Genomic DNA, 24460 nt, shown 5'->3' with positions numbered 1-24460 from the left:
CATGCCCCTGCTGCGGCCGCGAGGCAACCCCGGGAGTCCGCTCGCCGGGCTGGTAGTGGTGCTGCCGCGCAGTGCCGACCGCGCGGGTGCCATGGTGGCCGAGCTGTCCGGCAGAGGCGCCGAACCGAAACTGATGCCGCTGATCGACTTCGAGGAACCCGAGTCCAGCCGTGAGCTGGACGAAGCGCTGCGCATGCTGGGCCAGGGCCGCTTCGAGTGGATGGTCATCACCAGCATCACCACCGTGCGGGCGCTGAAGCAGCGGGCCGCCGCACTCGGCACCACGCTGAAGGCGCTGTCCGGTGACACCAAGATCGCGGCCGTCGGGTCGGGTACGGCCACCGTCCTGGAAGCCGAGGGCCTGCATGTTGACCTTGTTCCCGAAGGCACCATGGACGCCGTCGGACTGGTGGCGGATTGGCCCCCGCCGGGCGAACCCCGTCCGGAAACGGCCTTGCGCACCAACGTCTTCCTGCCGCAGGCGGACATTGCGGCGGACACGATTTTCGAGGGCCTGATGGACAAGGGCTGGCAGGTGCTGCCCGTGGTTGCCTACCACACGGTGGACCATCCGGCACGGGCGGAGCGGCGCCTGACCGCTGTGCTGGAGTCCGTTACTCCTGCCCCGGCCGGGGCCGGCCTGAATCCCATGACGGTGGAAGAATTCAACCGCGGCGTCGCCGAAAAGGCGATTGACGCCGTCGTTCTTACGTCTCCGAGCGTAGCCCGCCGGCTGCATGATCTCTCGCCCGAGCTGCCGCTGCATGTGCTGCTGGTAGCCATCGGCAACAGCACCGCGAGGGAAGCCGGATCGCTCGGCCTGGACATCGCCGCGACCGCCACCGCACCGACGCCGGCCGGGATCGCGGACGCGCTGACCGAGGCCCTCAAGACCCGCACCGCACCAAAGCCGAAGGATGATGATGAGCTTTCCTAGCCACCGACCGCGCCGACTCCGCGCCACCGCAGCCCTGCGCAAACTCACCGCTGAAGTGCGGATCGAGCACTCGCAGCTGATTCTGCCGGCGTTTATCCGCGAGGGCATCTCCGAGCCGGCGCCGCTGCAGTCTATGCCCGGCGTCGTCCAGCACACCACCGATTCCCTCAAGCGGGCCGCGGCCGAAGCGGTGGAGCTTGGCCTCGGCGGCATCATGCTCTTCGGCGTGCCGGCCACCCGCGACGCCACCGGCAGCCCAGGCGTGGACCCGGACGGCGTGCTGAACAAGGCCATCGCGGATGTGAAGGCCGAGGTAGGCAACGATCTGGTGGTTATGAGCGACGTTTGCCTCGACGAGTTCACGGACCACGGCCACTGCGGTGTCCTGACCCCGGATGGGGCGGTGGACAATGACGCCACGCTGGAGATCTACGCGCGGATGGCCGTGATCCAGGCACAATCCGGCGCCGACGTCCTCGGCCCTTCCGGCATGATGGACGGCCAGGTCGCCGTGATCCGCCAGGCCCTCGACGAGGCAGGCCTGAAGGACACCGCGGTGCTGGCCTACGCGGCCAAGTACACGTCTGCCTTCTACGGACCCTTCCGCGAGGCAGTGGATTCGCAGCTGAGCGGTGACCGGAAGACCTACCAGATGGATCCGGCAAACCGCCGCGAGGCCATGCTGGAGGTAGAGCTGGATCTCGAAGAGGGCGCGGACATGGTGATGGTCAAGCCCGCCATGAGCTACCTGGACATCGTGGCCGATGTTGCGGCCATGTCGCCGGTACCGGTGGCCGCCTACCAGATTTCCGGCGAATACGCGATGATCGAGGCGGCGGCGGCTAACGGCTGGATCGACCGCAAGCCTGCCATCCTCGAGTCCGTGCTGGGCATCCGGCGGGCCGGGGCGGATATGGTGTTGACATACTGGGCTGCCGAGATTGCCCGCTGGCTGAAAGAAAGCAACTAAGCAATGACTAGCTCTGAAGAACTGTTCGAACGCGCACGCCATCTGATGCCCGGGGGAGTGAACTCGCCCGTGCGGGCCTTCGGATCCGTGGGCGGAACGCCGCGCTTCATGGTCTCCGCCAAGGGGCCCTACCTCACCGACGCCGACGGCCGCGGGTACGTTGACCTGGTCTGCTCCTGGGGCCCGGCACTGGTGGGCCATGCCCATCCCGAGGTGCTGGCAGCCGTCCACGCTGCCGTGGACCGCGGTCTGTCCTTCGGCACGTCCACGCCCGCGGAAGCCGAACTGGCGGCCATCGTGATGGAGCGGGTTTCCGCCGTCGAGCGGCTGCGCATGGTATCCACGGGCACCGAGGCCACCATGACCGCCGTGCGGCTGGCCCGCGGCTTTACCGGCCGCAACCTGATCATCAAGTTCGCCGGCTGCTACCACGGCCATTTGGACGGACTGCTGGCGGCCGCGGGATCGGGTCTTGCCACGCTGGCGCTGCCCGGCTCCGCCGGTGTCACCGAGGCAACGGCTGCCGAGACGCTGGTCCTGCCTTACAACGATCTGGCCGCGGTTGAAGCCGCGTTCGAAACCCACGGCCCCAACATCGCCGCGGTGATCACCGAGGCTGCGCCGGCCAATATGGGTGTCGTGGAACCAGGCGCAGGCTTCAACGCCGCGCTTTCCCGGATCACCGCACAGCACGGCGCCCTGCTCATTCTGGACGAGGTCCTGACCGGCTTCCGGACCGGCTATGCAGGCTACTGGGGCCTGACCGGAGGAGCCGAGGGAACGGACGCTCCGTTCACGCCGGACCTGCTGACTTTCGGCAAGGTCATCGGCGGCGGCATGCCGGTGGCAGCATTGGGCGGCCGGGCCGAAGTGATGGACTACCTTGCCCCGGTGGGTCCGGTCTACCAGGCCGGCACACTGTCCGGAAACCCGATCGCGATGGCGGCCGGCGTGGCCACCCTGACCGCGGCCACGCCCGAGGTCTACGCCGGGATCGACAAGCGGTCCCTGGAATTGTCCGGCGCGGTCTCCGCCGCGCTGGGCGAAGCAGGCGTGGACCACAGCATCCAGCGTGCCGGTAACCTCTTCAGCGTGGCCTTTGGAACCTCGGCTAACGGAGTCCACAACTACGAGGACGCCCAAGGGCAGGAAGCTTTCCGGTACGCACCGTTCTTCCATTCCATGCTGGACTCGGGCGTCTACCTGCCGCCGTCGGTCTTCGAAGCGTGGTTCCTTTCCTCGGCGCATGACGACAAGGCCATGGACCGGATTTATGCTGCCCTTCCGGCGGCAGCCAAGGCGGCGGCCGCGGCCTCACCTGAAGCCTGATTTCCAACCACTTCAAGGAGCATGTTGATGGCGTTGTTTGCCCGGCGGGACCAAGTTCAGGAACAAAATCTGTGGACCGATGGTATGGGCCGGGTTGGCACGCGCTCCGCACAGTTGCTGCTGATCCTGACGCTGCTCTCGGTCAGCGTGTACGTGATGCTGCAACTGCAGTTGCTGGTCATCCCGGTGCTGATTGCCCTCATCCTGGCGGCCGCGGTCTATCCGGTGGTCAACGTCCTGAGGCGCTGGGGCTGGTCCAGCGTGCTGGCCACCGCGACGGCGTTCCTGGGCATCCTTGTGGTGCTTGGCGGCGTCATTACCGGCATCGTTGTCGCCGTCCGGAACGAGTTGGACGAACTCATCAGTTCGGCTACCGAAGGCTGGGCACAACTGCAGGGCTTCCTGGCTGATTTCCCGCTCCCGGTGGACCAGGCGCAGATAGACGAAGCGCTGGCCGGCGTCCTGGACTTCCTGACCAGCGCGGCCGTGGGCCGCAGCGCGCTGAGCGGCCTGTCCACGGCGACGCAGTTCATCACCGGCGCGGTCCTGATGGCCGTGGTGCTGTTTTACTTGCTCAAAGACGGCGAGCGGATCTGGACATTCCTGCTGCGCTGGTTCCCCTACCGCCGCCGGGCGAAGATGGCGCTGGCCGGCTCGCGGGCCGTTGACGTCCTGGGCAATTACGTCCGGGGCACCGCCATTGTGGCGGCGGTCGACGCCATCTTTATTGGTCTGGCCTTAATCATCCTGCAGGTGCCGCTGGCGCTGCCGCTGGCCGTGCTCATCTTCATCGGTGGCTTCGTGCCGATCGTGGGTGCCACGGTGGCCGGCGTGCTGGCAGCCCTCGTGGCACTGGTGGCGAACGGTCCCGTGGCCGCGCTGGTGGTGATCGGCGTTGTGGTCCTGGTGAACCAACTGGAAGGGAACTTCCTGCAACCCGTCGTCATGGGCCGTTCCGTCAGCCTCCATTCCCTGGTCATCCTGCTCGCCCTGACGGCTGGCACCATCCTGGGCGGTATTGTCGGAGCCATTCTTGCCGTGCCGTTGACGGCGGTGGCCTGGGCCGTCATTCAGGTCTGGACGGGCGATACGAAGCCGGAAGCGTCAGGCCGGCGGGTGCGGCTCGAGGAAAAGGCTGTGGAGACGGTGTCCTGACCCGACACGACAAACAAGCCTTGGGGCGGAACTGACAAGGGAGCCGGCAGCGTGTGCTGCCGGCTCCCTTGTGGTTAAGCGTGGCTGGTGCGGCCTTGCTGGCCGGGAAAGCTAGAACGCCGGAGTGACGTCGCCGTTCGGCCAGGTCTCCACAATGTAGTCCTTGACCTCGGGGGAGTGCAGGAGCTCCTCGAGGACGGTGATGGCTTCAGTCTTTTCGCCCGCGCGCCAGGTCAGGAAGTTGGCATACGGATTATCTTCAACGGACTCAACTACGAGGGCGTCATCCGTGCTCATGCCGGCTTCCAGGATGAAGTTGCCGTTGATGATCGCCAGGTCCACCTTGGGATCGTCGATGAGGGGAAGCAGGATTTCCGGCTGGTTTTCCTCGAATTTCAGTCCCTTGGGGTTCTGCTCCTCCGTCAGGGTCAGGGCCGCGGAATCTTCCTCGATGCCGTTGAGCAGGCCCGCCTCTTCAAGCATTTTGAGGGCACGGGGCTGGTTCGCGGGGTCATTCGTGATGGCGATAGTGCCACCATCCGGGATCTCCGAGACGTCGTCATGCTTGGAAGAGAAACCTGCGTACGGCTCGATGTGGATTCCGGCACCGTGCTCAAAGTCGTAGCCCTTGTCCTCGATCTGCTGTTCAAGGAAAGCAAGATGCTGGAAGTAGTTGGCATCGATCGAACCGTCGCTCAGGGCGATATTCGGCGTCTGGTAATCGGTCATCTCTTCGATTTCCAAATCAATGCCTGCGTCCTGGGCAAGGTTCTGGTCTACAAACTCAAGGATCCGTGCGTGCGGAACAGGGCCAGCGCCGACCGTGACGGTCACAGGATTGGCCGGGTCGGGAGTAGCGTTGGAGGCAGAATCCGATCCACCGCAAGCCGTCAACGCCAGGGCCGCGGCAAGGCCGGTGCCCACGAGGGTAAGTGCTTTACGCATCTGCGTGCGTTCCTTTCGAATAACCCGGAGCCGGTGTTCGACCTCTCCGGACGTGGTGCAGCTAGCGGCTACTGGCTGCATTCTTCCGCCATGCTGTAGAGCGGGGCGGGAAGCTGGCAATGTTGGCTTTAGACGCCGACCACGGTGGCCGGTTCATGCCGACGGGATTTCTTCGAACCGGCTGTGGCGGCGGTGCGGTGATCGACCCGGCGGGCGACGGCGTCCCCGATCCACTGGATGGCTTGGACCAGTATGACTATGAGCACGATGGTGACGATCATGACTGTCGTGTTGAACCGCTGGTAGCCGTAGTTGTAGGCCAACTGTCCCAGTCCACCCCCGCCGGTCAGGCCTGCCATGGCGGAGTAGCCAACCAGCGTAACCATTGTCGTCGTCAGCGCCGCGACGAGGCCCGGCAGAGCCTCCGGTACCAGAACCTTTCGGACAATCTGCATCCTGGTGGAGCCCATGACCAGGGCCGCGTCGATCTTGCCGGAGCTGATGTCTCGCAGCGCCGTCTCGACGAGACGGGCAAAGAACGGGACGGTGCCGATAGTCAAGGATACCGTGGCGGCCAGGGCTCCGATGGAGGTTCCGGTGATGATCCGTGCGAGCGGGATCAGCGAAATCATCAGAATCGCGAAGGGAATGGACCGGGTGATGTTCACCACGATGTCTGAGACGATGCGGTTGGTTACCGGGAGCGGGCGCAACCCTCCGGGCGCACTGGTATAGAGGAAGATGCCGAGAGGCAGTCCGATCAGCACGGTGAAGACACCCGAAATTCCCACCATGAGCAGTGTTTCGCCGATGGCTTCCGGCAATGCCTTCGTGATGGCCGGATTAGAGAACAAGTCCTCGAATAGGTTCATGCGGCGTCCTTTCCTGCGGTACGCACCGAGACTCCCTGGCTGTGCAGATATTCGACGACGGGGCCGGCGTCGGTGCCTGCCGGAAGCTGGATGCGCAGGTGGCCGAATTGCGTGCCTGCCAACGTTTCGACACTGCCTGCGAGTACGTTGAGATCCAGGTTGAATCGGCGGGCGGCGGCGGTTAGAACTGGTTCGGAGGCAGTGTCACCGGAGAAAAGGATTTCAAGAACGACGCCGGTGCCCAGCGGCTCCGCTGAGGGCAGCGGCAGCAACGTTCGGGACAGCTCGCTGCCCAAATTGGCTGCCACCTCGCGCAGCGGGCCGTGTTCGACGATGCGGCCGGCGGCCAGCAAGGACACCGAGTCGCAGACGCGCTTGACCACGTGCATTTCGTGCGTGATGATCAGCACCGTCAGCTGCAGGCGCTTGGTGAGGTCCTTGATCAGGACAAGGATTTCTTCGGTAGTTTTCGGGTCCAAAGCAGACGTGGGCTCGTCGCAGAGGAGGACGTCCGGATCGGAAGCGAGGGCGCGGGCAATGCCTACGCGCTGGCGCTGGCCGCCGGAGAGCTGGGAAGGATAGGCGTTTTCGAAGCCTTCCAGTCCCACCAGCTTCAACAGTTCATTCACCTTTGTGCTGATGGCGTCCTTGGATGTGTTGACGATCTCCAACGGATGCGCAACGTTCTGCGCAGTGGTCCGGGAATCCATCAGGTTGGCATGCTGGAAGATCATGCCGATGCGCCGGCGTGCGCTGCGCAGATCAGCGTCCCGGGCCGCGCTCAGTTCGGCCCCGTTGATGCTCACCGACCCCGACGTGGGGGAGTCCAGCAGGGTCAGGCATCGGACCAAAGTCGATTTGCCCGCCCCGGAATGTCCCACGATGCCGTGAATTGATCCCTTCGGGACCTCAAGGCTGACTCCGTCAAGAGCAACAATTTCACGGTTGCCTTGGCGGTAGACCTTGCGCAGGTCAGAAACAGTGATCACATGAATCCTCGGCTGATTGGGGACGGGGTCCTGGTCTGCGGCGGCCAGCACGGGCAGCGGACAGCTTAAATTATGACAGGACTGGCGGCGCTCCCGAACCCGGGCAAAGATTCGTAATATTCAGACCCTAAATTGACTGCCCTGCCGCAGCTGTGGGCCTCGCGTGCACAACACCCTCCCGCAGCGGCCAGACGCCATCGACCACCGCGTCCGGTTTGGTCCGGCGCAACCACTCCTGGAAATTCGTCGCCTGTTTGGCGCACCACTCCACTTGCGATGCGTGGAGCTCAGAGGGATCGACCTGAAGTTCTGGGTATTTCCTGGCCAGCGCATCGGCAACGCCGATGGTGGCCATGGCATCTGCGGCGGAAGTGTGGGCGTTTTCCAGCGGCACCTGGTAAAACTCGCTCAGCGCTACCAAGGTCCGCTTGCCCCGCCGGTACCGGTCCATCTGCTTGTCCAGGACAAACGGGTCGATAACGGGTGTGGGCTCCGGCATGTCCATCCCGTGGCGTCCGCATTCTTCGGCCAGGACCGTGAAATCGTAGGGTGCGTTGAACGCCATGACCGGGATGCCGGCGTCGAAATAGCTGCCGAGTGTCTGGGCGATTTCAGCTGCAGCCTGGGCGGCGTCCATTCCCTCCTTGGTGGCTTTGTCGTTGGTGATGCCGTGAATAGCAGAGGCTTCGGCCGGGATGGAAATACCGGGGTTGACCAGCCATTCCAGCTCTTGCAGCGGCCGCCCAAGCCCGTTGACAAGGACAATGGATGCGGTGACGATCCGTGCTTCGTGCGGATCCCGTCCGGTCGTTTCGACGTCGAATGCTGCCCGGGGAAGTTCATGCCAGCTGCTCATGCCGGTAACGCTACCGGCCGGCACCGACATTTCCAGGGCAGCCCCGCCGCCTGTGGATAAAAAACACATCGGCTGCCATTTAGAGTAGATCGCATGCGCCGGGAGTTTGTGAATGCCGTTCTGGAAGTGGCGGCACTTATACCGGCCGGCCGGGTCCTCTCCTATGGGGACATAGCGGAGCTGCTTGGCTCCGGCGGTGCCCGCCAGGTTGGCCGTGTCATGTCGCTCCACGGCGCGGCGGTGGCATGGTGGCGCGTTATCCGAGCGGACGGGACGTTGCCCAACGAGCTGATGGGCCGGGCGGTGCGCCGTTATCAACGGGAGCGCACGCCGCTCATAATTCGGGAGGCCGGACCCGAGCCGAAGGTCAGGATGCAGCTGGCCCGGTGGTTTCCGGATGACGATGACTTTGATCGCATTGAAGATATCCGCCGAAAAATGTCACTGCCGGCTGATGGAATGGAACCGTGATCAAACCAATGCAGCAAGCACCGGAACTCAAACTGGTGCGGCCGAACCGGTCCCGGGCAGAGCAGCCGGCCGAACGTCCGGACCAGAATGCCGTCATCTCGCTGCCCCAAGGCTGTGGGCCGGTGCTCGTTTATGGTGCCCCGGGCACCGGCAAATCCACGGTGCTGGTCGAACACGCTGTCCGCCGGGTCGAACAAACCGGCCTGGATCCTGCGCGGGTATTGATGCTGGCTCCGTCGCGCCTGGCCGCTGCACGTCTGCGGGACAAGCTCACGGCGCGGCTGAACCGAAGCCTCAGCACAACGCCGGCGAGGACCTGGGCTGCCTACGCCTTCGATCTGATCCGGAGAGCCCGGGCCGAGGGCCGGCTGCCGCTGCTGGAGCGGGCTCCGCGACTGATGTCCGGCCCGGAGCAGGATCAGATCATTGCCGAACTGCTGCAGGGCCACCGCACCGGGCACAGCGGTGCCGTCAGGTGGCCCAGCGAGCTTGATGAGGCGCTCGGAACCCGAGGATTCCGGCACGAGATCCGGCAACTGTTCGACCGCGTCATCGAATACGGCAGCACCGCCGAACAGCTGGAGGCGATGGGGGTCGCCGGCGGGCGTGAAGACTGGCAGTCGGCGGCGCGGTTGTTCCGGGAGTACCGTGACCTGATCGATCTGCGCATGCCGGAGGCATTCGACCCGGCCGGTATTATCACTGCGGCGCGACAACTGCTCATGGACGATGAGGATTTCCTGGACCGCGAACGGCAGCGGCTCGGGCTGATTCTGGTCGATGACCTGCAGGAGGCCAATCCTGCCGTCTACGAATTGCTGGCCGTCCTCGCCGAGGGCAAAGACACCATTGTCACGGCCTCCCCGGACACCGTTGTCCAGGGCTTCCGTGGCGCTCGGCCGGATCTGCTGGCGCGCCTGTCCGAGCTGTTGGCATCCGGCGGAGGACCATTTCGGACCATGGCCCTGACCGATTCCCACCGCATGGGGCCGACGGTGTCGGCAGCCTGGCAACGGGTTGCCTCGCGGATTTCCTTGGTCGCTGGGGCACAAAAGGCACGCGAACTGACAATTCCGGAGTCTGATGGGCGGCAGACGGAGCCGGCCCGTTCGGGGCTGGCTTCGGAGGCCAGTTCTCATCTGGTTGATTCACCGGTCCACGAGCAGCGCTACGTTGCCCAGCGGATTCTTGAAGCCCGGCTCTTTGACGGCTTCAAGCTCAGCGACATGGCAGTTATCGTCCGCACCGGCGGCCAGCTTTCGCAGCTGGCACGTTACCTCTCGGGGCAGGGTATCGCTGTGAAGGTTCCAGTGGCGGAAACCGCGGTCCGGGACGAAGCCGCCGTCCGGCCGCTGCTGGATGCCTTTGCCATGGTGCTGGAACCGGACCGGCTGGACGCAGAAACGGCAGTCCAACTTTTGACCTCGCGGATAGGCGGCGCGACCGCCATTGACCTGCGCAGGCTCCGCCAGTCGCTGCGCCGTGAAGAGCGGCTCGGCGGCGGCGGCCGGTCCAGCGACGCACTGCTGGTGGAGGCGCTGCAGAATCCGGCGAGCCTCCAGACTCTGGGCCGCGAAGCCGGGCCGGCAAAGCGGATCGCGGCGATGCTCAGTTCAGGTTCGCAGGCGGCACAGGAGCCCGGCGCCAATGCGGAGACTGTGCTGTGGGCCTTATGGTCCGCCGCGGGACTTGCCGATAGGTGGTCCGCGCAGGCACTTCAGGGCGGTCCGGCGGGTGTCCGGGCAGACCGGGATCTGGATGCTCTCATGGCCCTGTTCCAAACGGCGGAGCGGTATGTTGACCAGTTGCCCGGCTCCAGCCCCGCCCAATTCCTTGATTATCTGCTGAACCAGGAACTGCCGATGGATAACCTTGCTCCCCGCGCGCAATTGCGTGAAGCCGTGGAACTGATGACGCCGGCCAGCGCAGCGGGACGCGGCTGGCCGATGGTCATCGTGGCAGGTGTCCAGGAGGGTATCTGGCCCAACACCCGGTTGCGTGGAGAGCTGCTGGGCAGTACGCAGTTCGTGGATGTCCTCGAGCATGGCATCGAGCAGGCGGGACAAATCGACGTCGTATCCAGGCTTCGGGAGACGCGTTACGACGAGCTCCGAAGCTTTTCAACCGCTATCTCTCGTGCCGAGCGCAGACTGATCTGCATTGCCGTGCAGTCAGAGGACGCCCAGCCTTCCGGGTTCCTTGACGTGGTGGATCCGTGGCTGGACGAGGAAGTGGCGCGGCCCGTGACCACAGTCATGCGGCCGCGGACGGTACGTGCGTTGGCCGCCGAATTGCGGCAGTGGGCACAGCAAGGAGCCAAGGAGCCCGAACACGCTGCCCAGGCAGCGGCGGGGCTCGCCATGCTGGCCTCAAGCCCCGTTCCCGTACCGGGGGCGCATCCATCTCAATGGTGGGGATTGCTGCCCCTGACCACTGATGCACCGATCGTGCCGCCGGACCATCCGGTGCCGGTGTCGCCGTCGCGGGTGGAAGCGGTGCACGCTTCACCGATGGACTGGTTCGTTCAGGCGGCCGGCGGCGAGGCCGCCACGGACTTTGCCCGAAGCCTAGGCAACCTGGTCCACGCCATTGCCCAGGACATGCCCGATGCGACCGGAAATGAATACGTTCAGGAACTCACCCGTCGGTGGCCGGCGCTGGGCATGAAGGAAAACTGGGAAGGCCGCCTGGACTTTCAGCGGGCAGAGGGCATGGTGCGTCGGCTGGCCCAGTACGTACTCCATATGCGGTCCGAGGGGAGGAGCCTGTTAGGCGTTGAGCAGGACTTTTCCATCGATATCGAAGGCCCTGAACGCATCGCCAGGCTGAGGGGACAGGTTGACCGGCTGGAACTGGACCGCGAAGGCAGGCTCGTGATCATCGACCTGAAGACGGGCAAATCGGCGCCGAACGCGGCCGATCTGGACCGGCATCCGCAGCTGGGCAGCTACCAGGCCGCGGTCAAGGCCGGCGCTTTTGACGGGGCCGGATCCCGGGAACTGAATGCCAGCCGCCATCCCGGCGGAGCCGCGCTGGTCCAGCTAGGCAAGGACTTGAAGAACGTCAAGGTCCAGCACCAGAACGGACTGGACACCGCCGAAGATTGGGCTACCCCGATGATCCATAAGGCGGCCGGACTGATGTCCGCTAATCAGTTTGAAGCCCGCCACGATCCGCAAAAAGCACGCGGTGGTTCGCACGGGTGCCGTGTCCCCGAACTCTGCCCGCTGTGCGCCGAAGGAAAGCAGGTAACCGAGTGAGCGTCGAACAGGTCCTCACAACCTACGCCCCGGATGAACTTGCCCGGATGCTGGGCCAGCATCTGCCCACCCCCGAGCAAGCGGACATCATCAGTTCGCCGCTGCAGCCGCTCCTCATCATTGCGGGCGCGGGCTCGGGCAAAACGGCCACAATGGCGGACCGTGTGGTGTGGCTGGTGGCCAACGGGATGGTCCGGCCGGAGGAGATCCTCGGTGTGACTTTTACCCGGAAGGCGGCTGGCGAGCTGGCGGCGAGGATCCGCGTCCAGCTCAACAAGCTCGCCCGCCACGGGCTGCTGCCGGAGGGCGCGGATGACGCGGCTGGACTGCTGGAACCCAAGGTGTCCACCTACCACTCGTACGCCAACGGATTGGTTTCCGACTACGGGCTCCGGCTCGGCATCGAACGCGATGTCGTCCTGCTGGGCAGCGCGCAGTCGTGGCAGCTTGCCAGCCAGGTGGTGGAAGCTTATGACGGGGATATCGGACATCTGACGGCGGCCAAGTCCACTCTGGTCAAGGCAGTCATGCAGTTCGCCTCGGAGTGCTCGGAGCATTTGGCAACGCCGCAGGACGCCATCGGCCTCCTCCAGGACGACGTCGAGAGGATCGGTTCGCTGCCCTACGTTGAAGGCAGCACGCGGCAGCCAAAAGCCGCCGTCGTATCTCTGTTGAACCGGTTGCGCACCAGGATCACCGTTGCCGAACTCGCCGCACAATACAGCAGGGCCAAGCGTGAGCGCGGAGTGCTGGACTACGGCGATCTCGTCTCACTGGCGGCAGCGATCGCCAAGGACGTTCCGCAGGCCCGCGAGCTGGAACGTCTGCGATACAAAGTGGTGCTGCTGGACGAATTCCAGGACACCTCGCATGCGCAAATGGTGCTGTTCTCCAAACTCTTCGGTGACGGCCATCCCGTTACCGCGGTGGGGGACCCGAACCAGTCAATTTATGGATTCCGGGGAGCCTCGGCCGGACAACTTTTCGCTTTCCGCCAGCATTTCCCGCTCGTTGGCGAGGACGGGCAGCGCAGCGTCGCTCCCGCCAGCTTCCTGACTGTAGCCTGGCGCAACGCCGTGAACGTGCTCGCCATGGCCAACACGATTTCGGCGCCGCTGAACAGGGTGGACCCGAACCGGCCGAAGCCGGGCCGGCTCGAGGTACCTGCACTCAAACCGCGGCCCAACGCCGTCGAGGGCACGGTGATCCTCTCCCGCTACCGCAGCGAGTCAGAGGAAGCGGAACAGGTGGCTGCCGGCGTGGCAAGGGCGCGCCGGACTGTGTTCGAGCGGGATCCGGAGACCGGCAGGGCCGAGCCTGTCACCACGGCCGTGTTGTGCCGCCGGCGGGCGCAGATCGCCGGCGTCGCCAAAGCACTCGCGGACAAGGGCATTCCCTACGAGATCGTCGGGTTGGCCGGGCTGCTGAGCCAACCGGAGATAATCGACCTCGTCGCTACGCTGCGCGTGCTGGCCGATCCCGGCCGCTCCGACTCTCTCATGCGCCTGCTGGCGGGTGCCCGCTGGCGCATAGGGCCCGCGGACCTGATGGCGTTTGCTGATTGGTCCCGCTTTCTGGAGTCACAGCGGCGCCGGGCGGCCGAGGACCGGCAGTCGGTGGACCTGGACGCCGACGAAAAGGCATCCCCTCAGGTTGTCCAGCAGGATCTGGCGGAGGCGGCCTCCCTGGTGGAGGCCCTGGACCGGCTGCCAAAACCTGGCTGGACGTCCCGCAACGGCCGCTCGCTGACCCCCGAAGCGCTGGCCCGCTTGGAGCGGCTGTCGGCGGAGGTCCGGCAGCTGCGGACTTTCGTGGGGGACGAGCTTCCCCTGCTGCTGGGCGAAGTCGAACGGGCCATGCTGCTCGACATCGAAGTGGCGTCCAAACCCGGCGTTACCATTCATCAGGCACGCCGGCATCTGGATGCCTTCCATGATGCCGCCGCGACTTTCATGCAGACCGCGCAACGGGTTGACCTGTTGGCTTTCCTGGGCTGGCTCGAAGCCGCCGCGGCGGAAGAAGGCGGGCTGGACATCGTCCAGATAGACGTGAGCAAGGACGCCGTGCAGTTACTGACCGTGCACGCTTCCAAGGGACTGGAATGGGACGCCGTGTTTGTCCCCGGGCTCAACGACGGCGCCTTTCCCAACGGATCCGACAACCGCTGGAGCAGCGGAAACGAGGCCTTGCCCTGGCCCCTGCGTGGCGACGGGGCGGACCTGCCGCAGTGGGACACCGAGCAGCCGGACCAGTTGTCCTGGTTCACCGCCGAAGAAGTCTACAAAGGCGAGGTCCAGGCCCACAACGAACAGGAGGAGCGGCGCCTGGCCTACGTGGCGTACACCCGGGCAAAGCACCTGCTTGTCTGCAGCTCCTCGGGCTGGGCCGGCAGCAAGGTCAAACCCTCCGCACCGTCCATATTCCTCACCGAGCTGGCTGAACTGGCGCAGCAGAACCCGGCGACGGTGCAGGTCGGTACCTGGATCTCCGATGAGGAACTTGGCGATACCAACCCGTTCCGCGAGGAAACCGAGACGGCCTTCTGGCCCTACGATCCCTTGGAAGGCCCGCTGATATTCCGCGGTGGAGAGCCGGAACCGGCCCGTCCCGGCCGCCGTGCTGCCATGGAGGCAGGCAGCCAGGCCGTGCTGCAGGCCATTGCGGAGGACCGGAAGCTTGAGCCGGGGGCACCGTGGGCAAGGGAAACGGAGCTGCTGCTACAGGAGCACAACGCTGCGCGTGGAGCCAACGAGATCGAGTTGCCGGCGCATATCTCCGCCTCCATGCTCGTGGAGCTGAAGGACAACGCTGCCGAGGTCACGCGGTCCTTGCGTCGGCCCGTGCCGCGCAGGCCGGGCATGGCCGCGCGCAAGGGAACCGCGTTCCACAGTTGGGTGGAGGAGCACTTCGGCACCGCCGGCATGCTGGATCTGGACGACTTGTCCTCGCCCGCGGACTCCTATGTTGACGAGGCCTACGACCTGGAGACGATGAAAGCCACGTTCAAGGCCTCCGAATGGGCGGAGAAGGCGCCGGCGGCCATCGAGGTGCCGGTCGAAACCAGAGTGGATGAGGTTGTAGTCCGAGGCCGGATCGACGCTGTCTTCCGGGACCAGGACGGTACCTGGGACCTGGTGGACTGGAAGACTGGTTCGCCGCCCTCGCCGGACAAGCTGGGTGTGCGGGCCATTCAGCTCGCGGTGTACCGGCTGGCCTGGGCCCGGTTGCAGGGAATCGACCCTGCGGAGGTCAAGGCCGCGTTCTATTATGTGGCGGCGGATAAGACCGTGCGGCCGCACGATTTGGCCGGTGAAGCCGAACTCGAAGCCATCGTGCGCGCGGCGTACGCCGGTTCCGAACGTCTAGGAACCTGAACGGGGCTCGATGATGGGGATCGCTGTGGTTGTCAATGAATCATCAGCGGCAGCGGTCTCCGTGCCGGAGGCGCCGCCGTCGGTCTTCTCTGCGGGAGTCTTCGGTTTCGCCTCCGCCGAAGCTGGCCGGCCTAGCTTCGGCTCGTCTTCCTTTGGCTGGTTCGGGCCGGAACCGCCGGCTTCCTTGTCCGTGCCGGATTCCTTATCGTCAAGCCCAGTGTCGGCATCATCCATACGCCCAGCATCAGCGGTTGGCGTTTTCGAGGGTACCGCAGGAACAATCGGCTCCGCCGTCACACGCCCGCTGATCCGGGGTGCGGCGACGGGCTGCTCTGCGGACTGCGTGCCGGCTCGCTCAGGTTCGGACGGCGCAGCGGGCGGACCAGCCGGTGCAGCGGGCACGGGAAGCTTTTCGCTGCTGAGCTCCTGGCCGCCGTATTCGTGGATATCGGACTCAAGTTCCTGCAGCATCTCCTCGGCTTCGGCAATCATTGCGGCATCCTCGGCAGCGACACCACGTACCAGCCACTGTGCCAAGGCGAATTCCGCGGCCAGCGCGGCACGGCGCATCAGGTGGGGATCCACCGGCTCCTTGCGGTACTTGTTGTAGGATTCCAGCACGACGTCGGCAAAAGACTGTTCGTGGACGGCGATAAGCCAGGCAAAATCATCCGCCGGATCGCCGATCCGCAGATCCGTCCATCCGGTGACGGCGCTGACCGCACCATCCCAGATGACGAGGTTATCCTCGTGCAGGTCGCCGTGGACCACGGACGGGTTGAACTTCCAGAGCGTGACATCCTCCAGCGCATGCTCCCAACGGCGCAGCAAAGCCGGCGGGATCTTGCCGGTCGTAGCGGCCTGGTCGAGTTCGTTGAGCCGGCGCTGACGGAACTCATCAGCGGTGTAGCTCGGTAAATCCGCGCGATCCACCATGGCCTGCGGCAGGTCATGGATTCCGGCCATGGCCCGGCCGATTTCGGTGGGCACTCTGCCGCCCTCCGCGACGAGCATCTCGAGTTCCAAAGTAGCCCCGGGGACGTGGTTGTAGACAAACGTGCGCAGCTCCCCTTGCTGGACGGTGCCAGCCACGGACGGCACCTGGAACGGCAGTTCGGCCCGGATGCCGGGGGAGAAGGACCGCAGGACCAGCAACTCCGTTTCGAGCCTCATGCTGGCTTCCGGATGGCGGGGGGAGCGGACGCGCCACTGCTTGCCGGCGTCGTCGACCACCACCGCGGAAGTGAAGTCCGCCGCGTCGTCGGGAGCCCCGGAAACGCCGGCAGGCGCCAGTCCGGGTACGGCCGCGCTGGCCATGGCAGCCAGTTCCATAGGAGTCTTTCTCACGTAGTCCACCGTAATTGGAATGTTGCCCCAGCCATGGCGGATGCCGCGGCGAGTCGCTAGAACGTGACGCAGAGCAAGCGCGAGCCCCCTGTTCTCCCCAGATTGCGGGCCCAAATATCAATTGGTCCGCCGCGCTTAGTACGGTAGAGGTATGAGCACCACAACCCACGCCACAGGCTGTCCTCCGTTGGGCGGCCTGACCCTTGCCCGCAGCGCCATGGACCGGGGTTGTGAGCGCCGCAGCCAGCCGGTTCTGTTCGACGATATCTGGGGCTTGGAATCCACCTGGGTCATGCTCATGGATGCGGGTAAAACGCTCGTGCGGGGCAACAAGATCGTGCTGCAGCCTTCACTCGGGCGCCGCATGCCGGAAAACCCCGTCTATCTAGGCCGGGCAGTGGCAGGGGCTGATGTTCCCGAGGGAACGGATATTGTGCTGGAAGACCTGACGGGGATAACTGCTGAAGCAAAGAACGACGGCGAGTGGCTGGGATTGCGCGACGTCGCAACTTCGCTGTCGCCTCAGGACGCGGGCCTGTTCGCGGAAGCAGCCGCGATCTCAAATTGGCACGCTGTCCATACCCACTGCCCGCGCTGTGGGACACGGACCACGTTGGAAAGCGGTGGCTGGGTCCGGCGCTGCCCGGCCGACGGCAGCGAGCACTATCCCCGCACCGATCCGGCCATCATTGTTTCGGTCGTGGATGCAGACGACCGGCTGTTACTGGGCAACTCGGCCAGTTGGCCCGTGGGGCGATACTCGACGCTGGCCGGTTTCGTGGAACCCGGGGAGTCCCTCGAGGCGGCCGTGATCCGGGAGATCGAGGAAGAATCCGGGATTGTGGTGCACTCGCCGCAGTACCTGGGATCGCAGCCGTGGCCCTTCCCTTCTTCTCTGATGCTGGGCTTCACCGCAGTCGCAACGGGAACCGAAACGGTCCCGGACGGTGTGGAAATCAGGGACGTCCGCTGGTTCACGCGGGCCGAACTCGCCCAGGGGATTGAATCCGGCGAGATCCAGGTCGCGGGCGGCATCTCGATCGCCCGGGCCTTAATCGAACACTGGTACGGCAGCGCGCTGCCGGAACCGCTGGGCGGGAAGTGAGCCTGGAACCACCTGTGGATGTCACTGACAATCTCGAAGCCAGAATTCTCGGCGGACTCGACGAGGAGCAGCGCCACGTTGCGTCGACGCTGACCGGGCCTATGTCCGTGCTTGCAGGTGCAGGCACCGGCAAGACCCGGGCCATCACCCACCGCATTGCCTACGGGGTTCATTCGGGAGTTTACAAGCCGCAGCAGGTGCTGGCGGTGACTTTCACCGCCCGCGCGGCGGCCGAAATGCGCACGCGGCTGCGTGACCTGGGCGTGGGCGGGGTGCAGGCACGCACCTTCCATGCTGCCGCATTGCGTCAGCTGCAGTACTTCTGGCCCCACGCTGTGGGCGGCCCGTTGCCGGGATTGCTGGACCACAAAGCCCAGGTCATCGCCGAATCCGCGCGGCGGCTGCGGTTGACCACGGACCGGGCCGCGATCAGGGATCTGGCCGCGGAGATCGAGTGGGCCAAGGTGTCCATGCTGACCCCAGACACCTACCTCAAGGCTGCGGCAGGCCGGGTCGAGCCGGCAGGGTTTGATCTGACGACCATTTCCCGGCTCTTCCAGGCCTATGAAGACGTCAAGACGGACCGCAACATCATCGATTTTGAAGATGTCCTGCTGATCACGGTTGGCATCCTGCAGGAAGATGCCAAGGTCGCCGCCACCGTGCGGGACCAGTACCGGCACTTCGTCGTTGATGAGTACCAGGACGTGTCCCCGCTGCAGCAACGGCTGCTGGACTTGTGGCTGGGACCAAGGGACGAGTTGTGCGTGGTAGGCGATGCCAGCCAGACCATTTATTCCTTCACCGGTGCTAATTCGCGGCATCTGCTGGAGTTCACCAAGCGGTTCCCCGAGGCCGAGGTGGTCAAGCTGGTACGGGACTACCGGTCGACCCCGCAGGTAGTGAACCTGGCCAACTCGCTGCTGGCGGCACGTACCAAGCAGCCACGGCGCGGCGGCAACGACCCCTGGCCCGCCCCGCTGGAACTCATCGCCCAGCGCCCTACCGGCCCGGAGCCTTCGTTCACGGAATGCGCCGACGACGAGGCCGAGGCCGCACAGGTAGCCGTCAGGATCCGGACGCTTCTGAATGAAGGCGTAGCCGCAAGTCAGATCGCCGTGCTGTACCGGACCAACGGCCAGTCGGAAGCCTACGAGCAGGCTCTGGCCTCGGCGGATATCGGTTACCAGTTGCGCGGCGGCGAGCGGTTCTTCCGCAGGAAGGAAGTCCGGGATGCCATGCTGCAGCTGCGCGCCGGCGCCCGGGCCGCAGGGACGGATCCTGTGCCGCAGCTGGTCAGGGACATCCTTGCCAACCTTGGATACACCGCCCAGGCTCCTCAATCCGGTGGTGCCGTACGCGAACGCTGGGAATCCCTGGCGGCGCTCGTGGCACTGGCTGATGAATTGGACAAGGCGCGCGGGAGTGCGTCCGGTGGTGTGTTCACGATGCAGGATCTGGTCACCGAGTTGGAAGAGCGTGCTGCAGCCCAGCATGCGCCGACTGTCCAAGGCGTCACCCTGGCCTCGCTGCATTCGGCCAAGGGCCTGGAATGGGATGCCGTGTTCCTGGTCGGACTCAGCGAAGGCCTGATGCCGATCTCGTTCGCGGACACGGATGACGCCGTGGACGAAGAACGCAGGTTGCTTTACGTCGGGATCACCCGGGCACGCGAGCATCTTGCCCTGTCCTGGTCCCTGGCGCGTACACCCGGGGGCCGGGCCAACCGGAAGCCTTCACGGTTCCTGGACGGGCTGCGGCCGCAATCATCGTCCTCAGTGCAAAGCCGGACGGGCGCCAAGCCTTCCCGCCGCAAGCAGGCGGCACCCGCGGTGTGCCGGGTGTGCGGAACTCTGCTCAATTCAGGCGCCGAACGCAAAGTCGGCCGCTGCCAAAACTGCCCGCCTACGTATGAGGAATCGACCTTCGAGGCTTTGCGGCAGTGGCGCAAGGAAATCGCCCTGGAGTCTTCGGTGCCGGCGTTCGTCGTGTTCACCGATGCGACGCTGGTGGCTATTGCCGAAGCACGACCCCAGTCCATCCAGGAACTCTCGCGTCTCGCCGGTGTCGGCCCCGCCAAATTGGAACGCTACGGCGAAGACGTGTTGCGCATACTTTCCGCTAATTAGCTCCAAAGCCCCTTGGCCCGCTGTCCTGCAGGGCCGGCTGCAGCTGGCAGGCACACTCGGGGTGGGGCCGATACTCGTGCCGGCCTACGGCGCCATCGGCTGAACGCAACTGCAGGACCGCTGACCAGGCTGCCGGGCGGTTCCTGCCATCCAGAAAGAGCAGCGATTGCAGGCTTGCCAGTCCCGCCGCGGCAACAGACTGGGCTACTTCATCAACGGCGCCGGTCTCCGCGCTGGCGCCGTGTAACTGTGAACACAGCTCATACCAGTCGGGATCCGTTTGGGCGTGATGCCGGTCCAAGCAGTCCAGACACGCGGATTGCCCGGGTACCACCAGCGGGCCAATCAACGCGTCCCGCTCACGAAGCAGCAACGACAGGTGGGGATTGTCCCCCTCCGAGAGGCCGCGGCTGATGCGTGCGTTGGGCACATCACGGTCAGTGTAGATAACGAGGTTCAGGAAGCGCGGGCGACCCGCGGCCGCTTCCGGGTCCATACTGTTGGACAGGATGTGCGTAGAAACCGTCGGGTCAATGTTGCGGATCATCTTCCGGACAGCTTGCGCCCGGTTCAGCCCGACGTCGGCCAGCCTGAACGCTCCCGATCCTACGTCGGCGGGCCCCACACTGGCCCGGTCTTCCAGCAGTAGTGTGCCGACGCCCGCAGCGGCCAGCGCACAGGCGACAGCCCCGCCCGTTCTGCCCAGCCCGATCAAATGCACGGCTGCCCTTGCCCTGTCCGCCAGCAGCGATGACGAGTCGACGGAGTACACCGCTGACCAGTGCGCCCGATCAGGCGCCAGACGGTCCAGACGCAATCCGCTGAGTTGCTCTGACTTGGCCGGCGGATCTACCAGCACACTTTCCAGCGCCGCCACCAACGCTTGCGCCCTTTCCGGGGTGATGGCACAGTCCACCGCAGTGCGCTCCAATTCCGTGTTGTCGAGACCGGTCCGCAGGCGGTACAAAAATTCCAGATCCCCCTGGCCGGTGCCCTCCAGAACCAGACCGGTGGGGCCCAGGCCTATCTGCACCGTGCCCGGGCGCTCGATCAGGCGCAAACCGGGATTGATCTTCATCTCCGCCACAGCTTTCTCCTTTCGAAGTTCCGGGATTCCATGCTGGCATGCCGGCAGTGGCGGGGGAGGAGTTATCCACATAATCGGAGGTGCGGCGAGTGCGCGATTCTTGGGAAGGCCCATTCACGGTAACGTCGTTGCCATGCGGGACGGACAGAAGAGTACAGCTTTACGGGCAGGAGACGGCCCGGCCGCGCTGACCACTAAGGACGGTAAACCGGTAGTGGTCAAGCGCTCCAACCGGCGACGGCGTACGGTATCTGCGGGCTGGCGCGACGGCGAAATGATCATCTCCATTCCCGGTCATTTCACAGCGGCCCAGGAACGTGAGTGGGTGGCCAGGATGGTCGCCCGGCTCGAGGCGAAATCGGACGCCGACGTCGGAAAGCGGAAGGCCCGCAGCGACGAAGCACTTATGCACCGCGCCACCATGCTGTCCGGCAGATACATTTCCGGGAATCCCTGCCCGGAGAGCATCCGCTGGGTGTCCAACCAGAACGGGCGCTGGGGATCCTGCACTCCGGCCCGCGGCACTATCAGGATTTCCGACAAGATTGAGGGCATGCCGCAATGGGTCATCGATTACGTGATCCTGCACGAACTCGCCCACCTGGTGGTTCCCGGACACGGGCCGGATTTCTGGAACATGCTGGAGCCATATCCTGACCTTGCCCGGGCCAAGGCATTTCTGGACGGGGCAGCATTTGCGATGGGCCGGGGCCTCAGCGATAGCGGCGGGGATCCACTAGGCGACGATGTGGAGGACTAGGAGTCCTGACGCCCATCCGTGGAGTCGCCGTTCTCATCCTCGCCGGTATCCGTATCAGCATCGTCGGAAGGCTCATCAAACCCGCCCGCCAGCAGCTTTTGCAGGGCCTCGTCGACCTCGGTATCCGAGGCTTCCAGCAGCTGGCGCCGGGAACTGAAACCTGCCGGGTCGTCCAGATCGTCAGACGTCGGCAGCAAGTCCGGGTGGTGCCAGATGGAATCCCGGCCTTCGATGCCGCGTTCCTCGGCCAGAGCAGCCCAGAGAGCAGCCGCGTCCCGTAGGCGGCGGGGACGCAGTTCCAATCCGACCAAGGCGGAAAAGGCATGCTCGGCCGGTCCGCCCGTTGCACGGCGCCGGCGCACGGTTTCCCGTAATGCACCTGCGGAGGGCAGATTCACCGTAGCCGCGGCTGTCAGTTCATCGACCCAGCCTTCGACCAGCGCCAAAGTCGTCTCCAGCTTCACCAAGGCGGCGTCTTGCTCCGGTGTCCTTTGCGGCATGAACACGCCCTGGGAGAGAGCGTTCTGCATGGATTCGGGATTGGTGGGATCGATTTCCCGTGCTACTTCTTCAATACGGGACATATCGATATGGATGCCTCGGGCATAGCCTTCGATAGCACCCAGAAGGTGTCCAGCCAGCCAGGGAACATGGATGAACAAGCGGGCGTGGGCCGCCTCCCGGACCGCGAGGAAGAGCCGGATCTCCGACTCGGGAATATCCAGGCCCTCGCCGAAAGCCCTGACGTTGGCGGGCAACAGCGCCATTTTGCCTTCTGCCAGGGGGATGCCGATATCCGTGGAGCCGACAACTTCCTTGGACAAAGCTCCGACGGCCTGTCCCAGCTGCATGCCGAACAGGGCGCCGCCCATGTTCTGCAGCATCGAATGGGCCCCGCCCATCATCGCCTTCATGTCCTCCGGCACCTGTTCGGAGAGCGCGCTCGTGAGGGCGAAAGCAATGCTGTTGGCCACCGGTTCGGTCAACCGCTTCCAGGTCGGCAACGTCGCCTCGACCCATTCGGCCCGTGACCATGCCGTGCCCATGAGTCCCGTGCCGGCGAAATCGGTGACCGGATCCAGCCACATCTCGGCCAGGCGCAACGCTTCGTCCACCTCGCGGGACTGGGCGGGAGTAACCGAGGGGTCGCTGTCCGAGGCAGCAACCTTACGGGCGCTCTCGCGGGCCAGCTTCCAGTTGACCGGGCCTTCATTTTCGGCGCTCATCATGGCCTGGACCTGCTGCATCATCTGCGCCAGGACGTTGGGATCGGACGGCAGGCCTGCCGCCTTGGCTATTTCTGCGGGATCCATGCCGGCTCCCTCAGCGCCGAAAAGTTTGGCAAACATTTCGGACAGCGGATCCTTCGGATCGTCGCCGTTGTTGGATGGGTTGGAGGTCATCTATACCACCGGTCCTTGTGAGGGTGTGCTGGGGCATGCGGGCCTGGAACAGGGCCTGGGCCGTCGCCGGATTGTTGCTTCTGACTACACGTTACCGCTAGTTTTCACGCCATGTCGTGCTTGTTGAGCCCGGTTCGCTCTAGGCAAATGAGATGCGCGGCCTCGTTGCGCCATGAAGCGTCCAGGTGGATGGCTCCGGTTGCGGGCGTTCTCTCAGGCAAAGCGCGTAGGCTGGTGCAGGGCTCCGGTTTGACCGGTGCCTTTCCTGCCGTGCCTGGAGTATGCCGCGGGAGACGATGAGAGAAGGAAACCACAGTTGACTGAGCCGACCGACCTCGGGGAGCTAGCACCGCCGACGCCGCGCAAGCAAAACAACCGACGGCATCCGGTCATGATTGGCGCTGGCGTCGTCGCCGTCGTCCTTGGCCTGCTTGCGTTGGCTCTGCCATCGCCCTACATCGTCGAGTCTCCCGGTCCTACCTTCAACACGATCGGCGCAGTGAACGACGTCCCGCTGATCGAAATCCCCGGCCAAAAGACCTATCCCACTTCAGGCGCACTGGATATGACTACCGTGTACATGAGTGGCGGCCCCAGTGGCTCTGTGCGTTTGTTCGAAGTAGCCTCTGCCTGGCTGGATCCACACAAGAGCGTCACGCCGGAAGAACTCGTATACCCTCCGGGTGTCTCCGGCGAGCAGATCCAGAACCGAAACGCGGCGGCCATGGACTCTTCGCAGGAAACGTCCGTTGCGGCAGCCTTGAGCCACATGGGTGTCGACTTCGAGGAAGACCTGTCCGTTGTCGGTTTCGCCGAGGGTGCAGCTGCGGCAGATCTACTGGCACGGGATGACGTCATCGAAAGCATCAACGGCACCGCGGTCACGGACATCGATGTTCTTCGTGATGAGCTCAATGCCAGCGGTGGCGAGCCCGTGGAGCTCAAGGTCCTCCGCGACGGCGAGCCTGAGACCGTCCAGGTCGCTCCGGAAGCAAACGCCCAGGGCACGTATCAGCTCGGCGTCACGATTGAGACCGATTTTGAGTTCCCCTACGACGTCAAAATTCAGCTTGAAAACGTCGTCGGGCCCAGCGCTGGCATGATGTTTGCACTGGGCATCGTTGACAAACTGACGCCAGGGGAACTGACCGGGGGGCTGCACGTCGCCGGCACCGGCACCATCGACTCGTCCGGAAACGTCGGTCCGATCGGCGGCATCGAACAGAAGATGTATGGCGCGCATCAACGCGGCGCGACCGTTTTCCTTGCTCCGGAAGCCAACTGTGGCGATGTCGTCGGCAATGCGCCCGATGGGATGCAGGTGGTCAAGGTGGCGACTCTCGAAGACGCCGTAGAAGCCGTGACTCTGCTCGGCGAAGGCAAGGACGGCTCAGCGCTTCCTGCCTGCGGCTGACGTGTCACAATCGTGCGTCAGAAGGCGGCGGGCGTCGCTCCCGACTTCGTTGTGGCG

Annotated in this window: 18 protein-coding genes; 11 read left to right on the top strand and 7 right to left on the bottom strand. The window is 64.8% G+C overall.

The genetic code is table 11. The features are described from left to right. Position 1 precedes the first annotated feature (1 nt). Genes B0G38_RS09790 through B0G38_RS09775 form a run of 4 tightly spaced genes read left to right on the top strand, consistent with a single transcriptional unit; the run spans position 2 to position 4391 of the window. On the top strand, positions 2 to 937 hold the full coding sequence (locus B0G38_RS09790; protein WP_264669261.1) for a uroporphyrinogen-III synthase: 936 nt from the start codon (positions 2 to 4) through the stop codon (positions 935 to 937). Further along, complete coding sequence (hemB, locus tag B0G38_RS09785; RefSeq protein WP_264669260.1) at positions 924 to 1907, top strand: porphobilinogen synthase; 984 nt, start codon at positions 924 to 926, stop codon at positions 1905 to 1907. Before B0G38_RS09790 ends, hemB begins: the two co-directional genes overlap by 14 nt. A 3-nt stretch (positions 1908 to 1910) precedes the next feature. Beyond that, a complete protein-coding gene (gene hemL / locus B0G38_RS09780; protein ID WP_264669259.1) occupies positions 1911 to 3236 on the top strand; it encodes a glutamate-1-semialdehyde 2,1-aminomutase in 1326 nt (441 codons plus the stop codon). A 27-nt stretch (positions 3237 to 3263) separates the two neighbouring features. Then, positions 3264 to 4391 (top strand): AI-2E family transporter, encoded by a 1128-nt coding sequence (locus B0G38_RS09775; RefSeq protein WP_264669258.1) that lies wholly within the window; start codon positions 3264 to 3266, stop codon positions 4389 to 4391. Between the two features lie 111 nt (positions 4392 to 4502). Here the strand turns inward: B0G38_RS09775 and B0G38_RS09770 are convergent, their stop codons facing one another. The 4 genes from B0G38_RS09770 to B0G38_RS09755 form a co-directional block, all read right to left on the bottom strand. Further along, positions 4503 to 5336: a MetQ/NlpA family ABC transporter substrate-binding protein gene (locus B0G38_RS09770; RefSeq protein ID WP_264669257.1), complete on the bottom strand. Its 834-nt coding sequence runs from the start codon at positions 5334 to 5336 to the stop codon at positions 4503 to 4505. A 128-nt stretch (positions 5337 to 5464) separates the two neighbouring features. After that, positions 5465 to 6208, bottom strand: a complete 744-nt coding sequence (locus tag B0G38_RS09765; RefSeq protein ID WP_264669256.1) for a methionine ABC transporter permease — start codon at positions 6206 to 6208, stop codon at positions 5465 to 5467. Next, on the bottom strand, positions 6205 to 7197 hold the full coding sequence (locus B0G38_RS09760) for a methionine ABC transporter ATP-binding protein (RefSeq protein ID WP_264669255.1): 993 nt from the start codon (positions 7195 to 7197) through the stop codon (positions 6205 to 6207). Before B0G38_RS09760 ends, B0G38_RS09765 begins: the two co-directional genes overlap by 4 nt. Before the next feature lie 127 nt (positions 7198 to 7324). Next, positions 7325 to 8053, bottom strand: a complete 729-nt coding sequence (locus tag B0G38_RS09755; protein ID WP_264669254.1) for a 3'-5' exonuclease — start codon at positions 8051 to 8053, stop codon at positions 7325 to 7327. Positions 8054 to 8146: 93 nt separating this feature from the next. Here B0G38_RS09755 and B0G38_RS09750 point away from each other — a divergent pair, with 93 nt between their 5' ends. From B0G38_RS09750 to B0G38_RS09740, 3 genes are read left to right on the top strand one after another with little or no spacing between them, the layout of a single operon-like run. Further along, entirely contained in the window at positions 8147 to 8524 is a 378-nt protein-coding gene (locus B0G38_RS09750; RefSeq protein WP_264669253.1) for an MGMT family protein, read from the top strand. A gap of 8 nt (positions 8525 to 8532) precedes the next feature. After that, positions 8533 to 11784, top strand: coding sequence for an ATP-dependent helicase (locus B0G38_RS09745; protein WP_413542052.1), 3252 nt, complete (start codon positions 8533 to 8535; stop codon positions 11782 to 11784). A 47-nt stretch (positions 11785 to 11831) separates the two neighbouring features. After that, the gene (locus B0G38_RS09740) at positions 11832 to 15158 is read left to right on the top strand and encodes an ATP-dependent helicase (RefSeq protein WP_264669310.1); all 3327 of its coding nucleotides are present in this window, start codon (positions 11832 to 11834) and stop codon (positions 15156 to 15158) included. On the opposite strand, the gene B0G38_RS09735 is transcribed toward B0G38_RS09740, so the two are convergent. Further along, positions 15147 to 16505: a macrolide 2'-phosphotransferase gene (locus B0G38_RS09735; protein WP_264669251.1), complete on the bottom strand. Its 1359-nt coding sequence runs from the start codon at positions 16503 to 16505 to the stop codon at positions 15147 to 15149. The two genes, B0G38_RS09740 and B0G38_RS09735, sit on opposite strands and share 12 nt — an antisense overlap. Before the next feature lie 151 nt (positions 16506 to 16656). On the opposite strand from B0G38_RS09735, the gene nudC reads away from it, so the two are divergent. Both nudC and B0G38_RS09725 read left to right on the top strand, forming a co-directional pair. Continuing rightward, on the top strand, positions 16657 to 17610 hold the full coding sequence (gene nudC / locus B0G38_RS09730) for an NAD(+) diphosphatase (protein ID WP_264669250.1): 954 nt from the start codon (positions 16657 to 16659) through the stop codon (positions 17608 to 17610). A 14-nt stretch (positions 17611 to 17624) separates the two neighbouring features. Continuing rightward, complete coding sequence (locus B0G38_RS09725; protein WP_264669249.1) at positions 17625 to 19739, top strand: ATP-dependent DNA helicase UvrD2; 2115 nt, start codon at positions 17625 to 17627, stop codon at positions 19737 to 19739. On the opposite strand, the gene B0G38_RS09720 is transcribed toward B0G38_RS09725, so the two are convergent. Then, positions 19732 to 20817: a TOMM precursor leader peptide-binding protein gene (locus B0G38_RS09720; protein WP_264669309.1), complete on the bottom strand. Its 1086-nt coding sequence runs from the start codon at positions 20815 to 20817 to the stop codon at positions 19732 to 19734. The genes B0G38_RS09725 and B0G38_RS09720 overlap by 8 nt on opposite strands. 142 nt (positions 20818 to 20959) lie before the next feature. Here B0G38_RS09720 and B0G38_RS09715 point away from each other — a divergent pair, with 142 nt between their 5' ends. Further along, entirely contained in the window at positions 20960 to 21586 is a 627-nt protein-coding gene (locus B0G38_RS09715) for a M48 family metallopeptidase (RefSeq protein ID WP_264669248.1), read from the top strand. Here the strand turns inward: B0G38_RS09715 and B0G38_RS09710 are convergent. After that, positions 21583 to 22989: a zinc-dependent metalloprotease gene (locus tag B0G38_RS09710; protein WP_264669247.1), complete on the bottom strand. Its 1407-nt coding sequence runs from the start codon at positions 22987 to 22989 to the stop codon at positions 21583 to 21585. The genes B0G38_RS09715 and B0G38_RS09710 overlap by 4 nt on opposite strands. Positions 22990 to 23305: 316 nt before the next feature. Here B0G38_RS09710 and B0G38_RS09705 point away from each other — a divergent pair, with 316 nt between their 5' ends. Next, a complete protein-coding gene (locus B0G38_RS09705) occupies positions 23306 to 24403 on the top strand; it encodes a YlbL family protein (RefSeq protein ID WP_264669246.1) in 1098 nt (365 codons plus the stop codon). Positions 24404 to 24460 lie beyond the last annotated feature (57 nt).

This window comes from Crystallibacter permensis (assembly GCF_025960875.1).
Lineage (GTDB): Bacteria > Actinomycetota > Actinomycetes > Actinomycetales > Micrococcaceae > Crystallibacter > Crystallibacter permensis.
The sequence above is the reverse complement of the archived record's forward strand: the minus strand, read 5'-3'. Positions and strand labels throughout refer to the sequence as shown.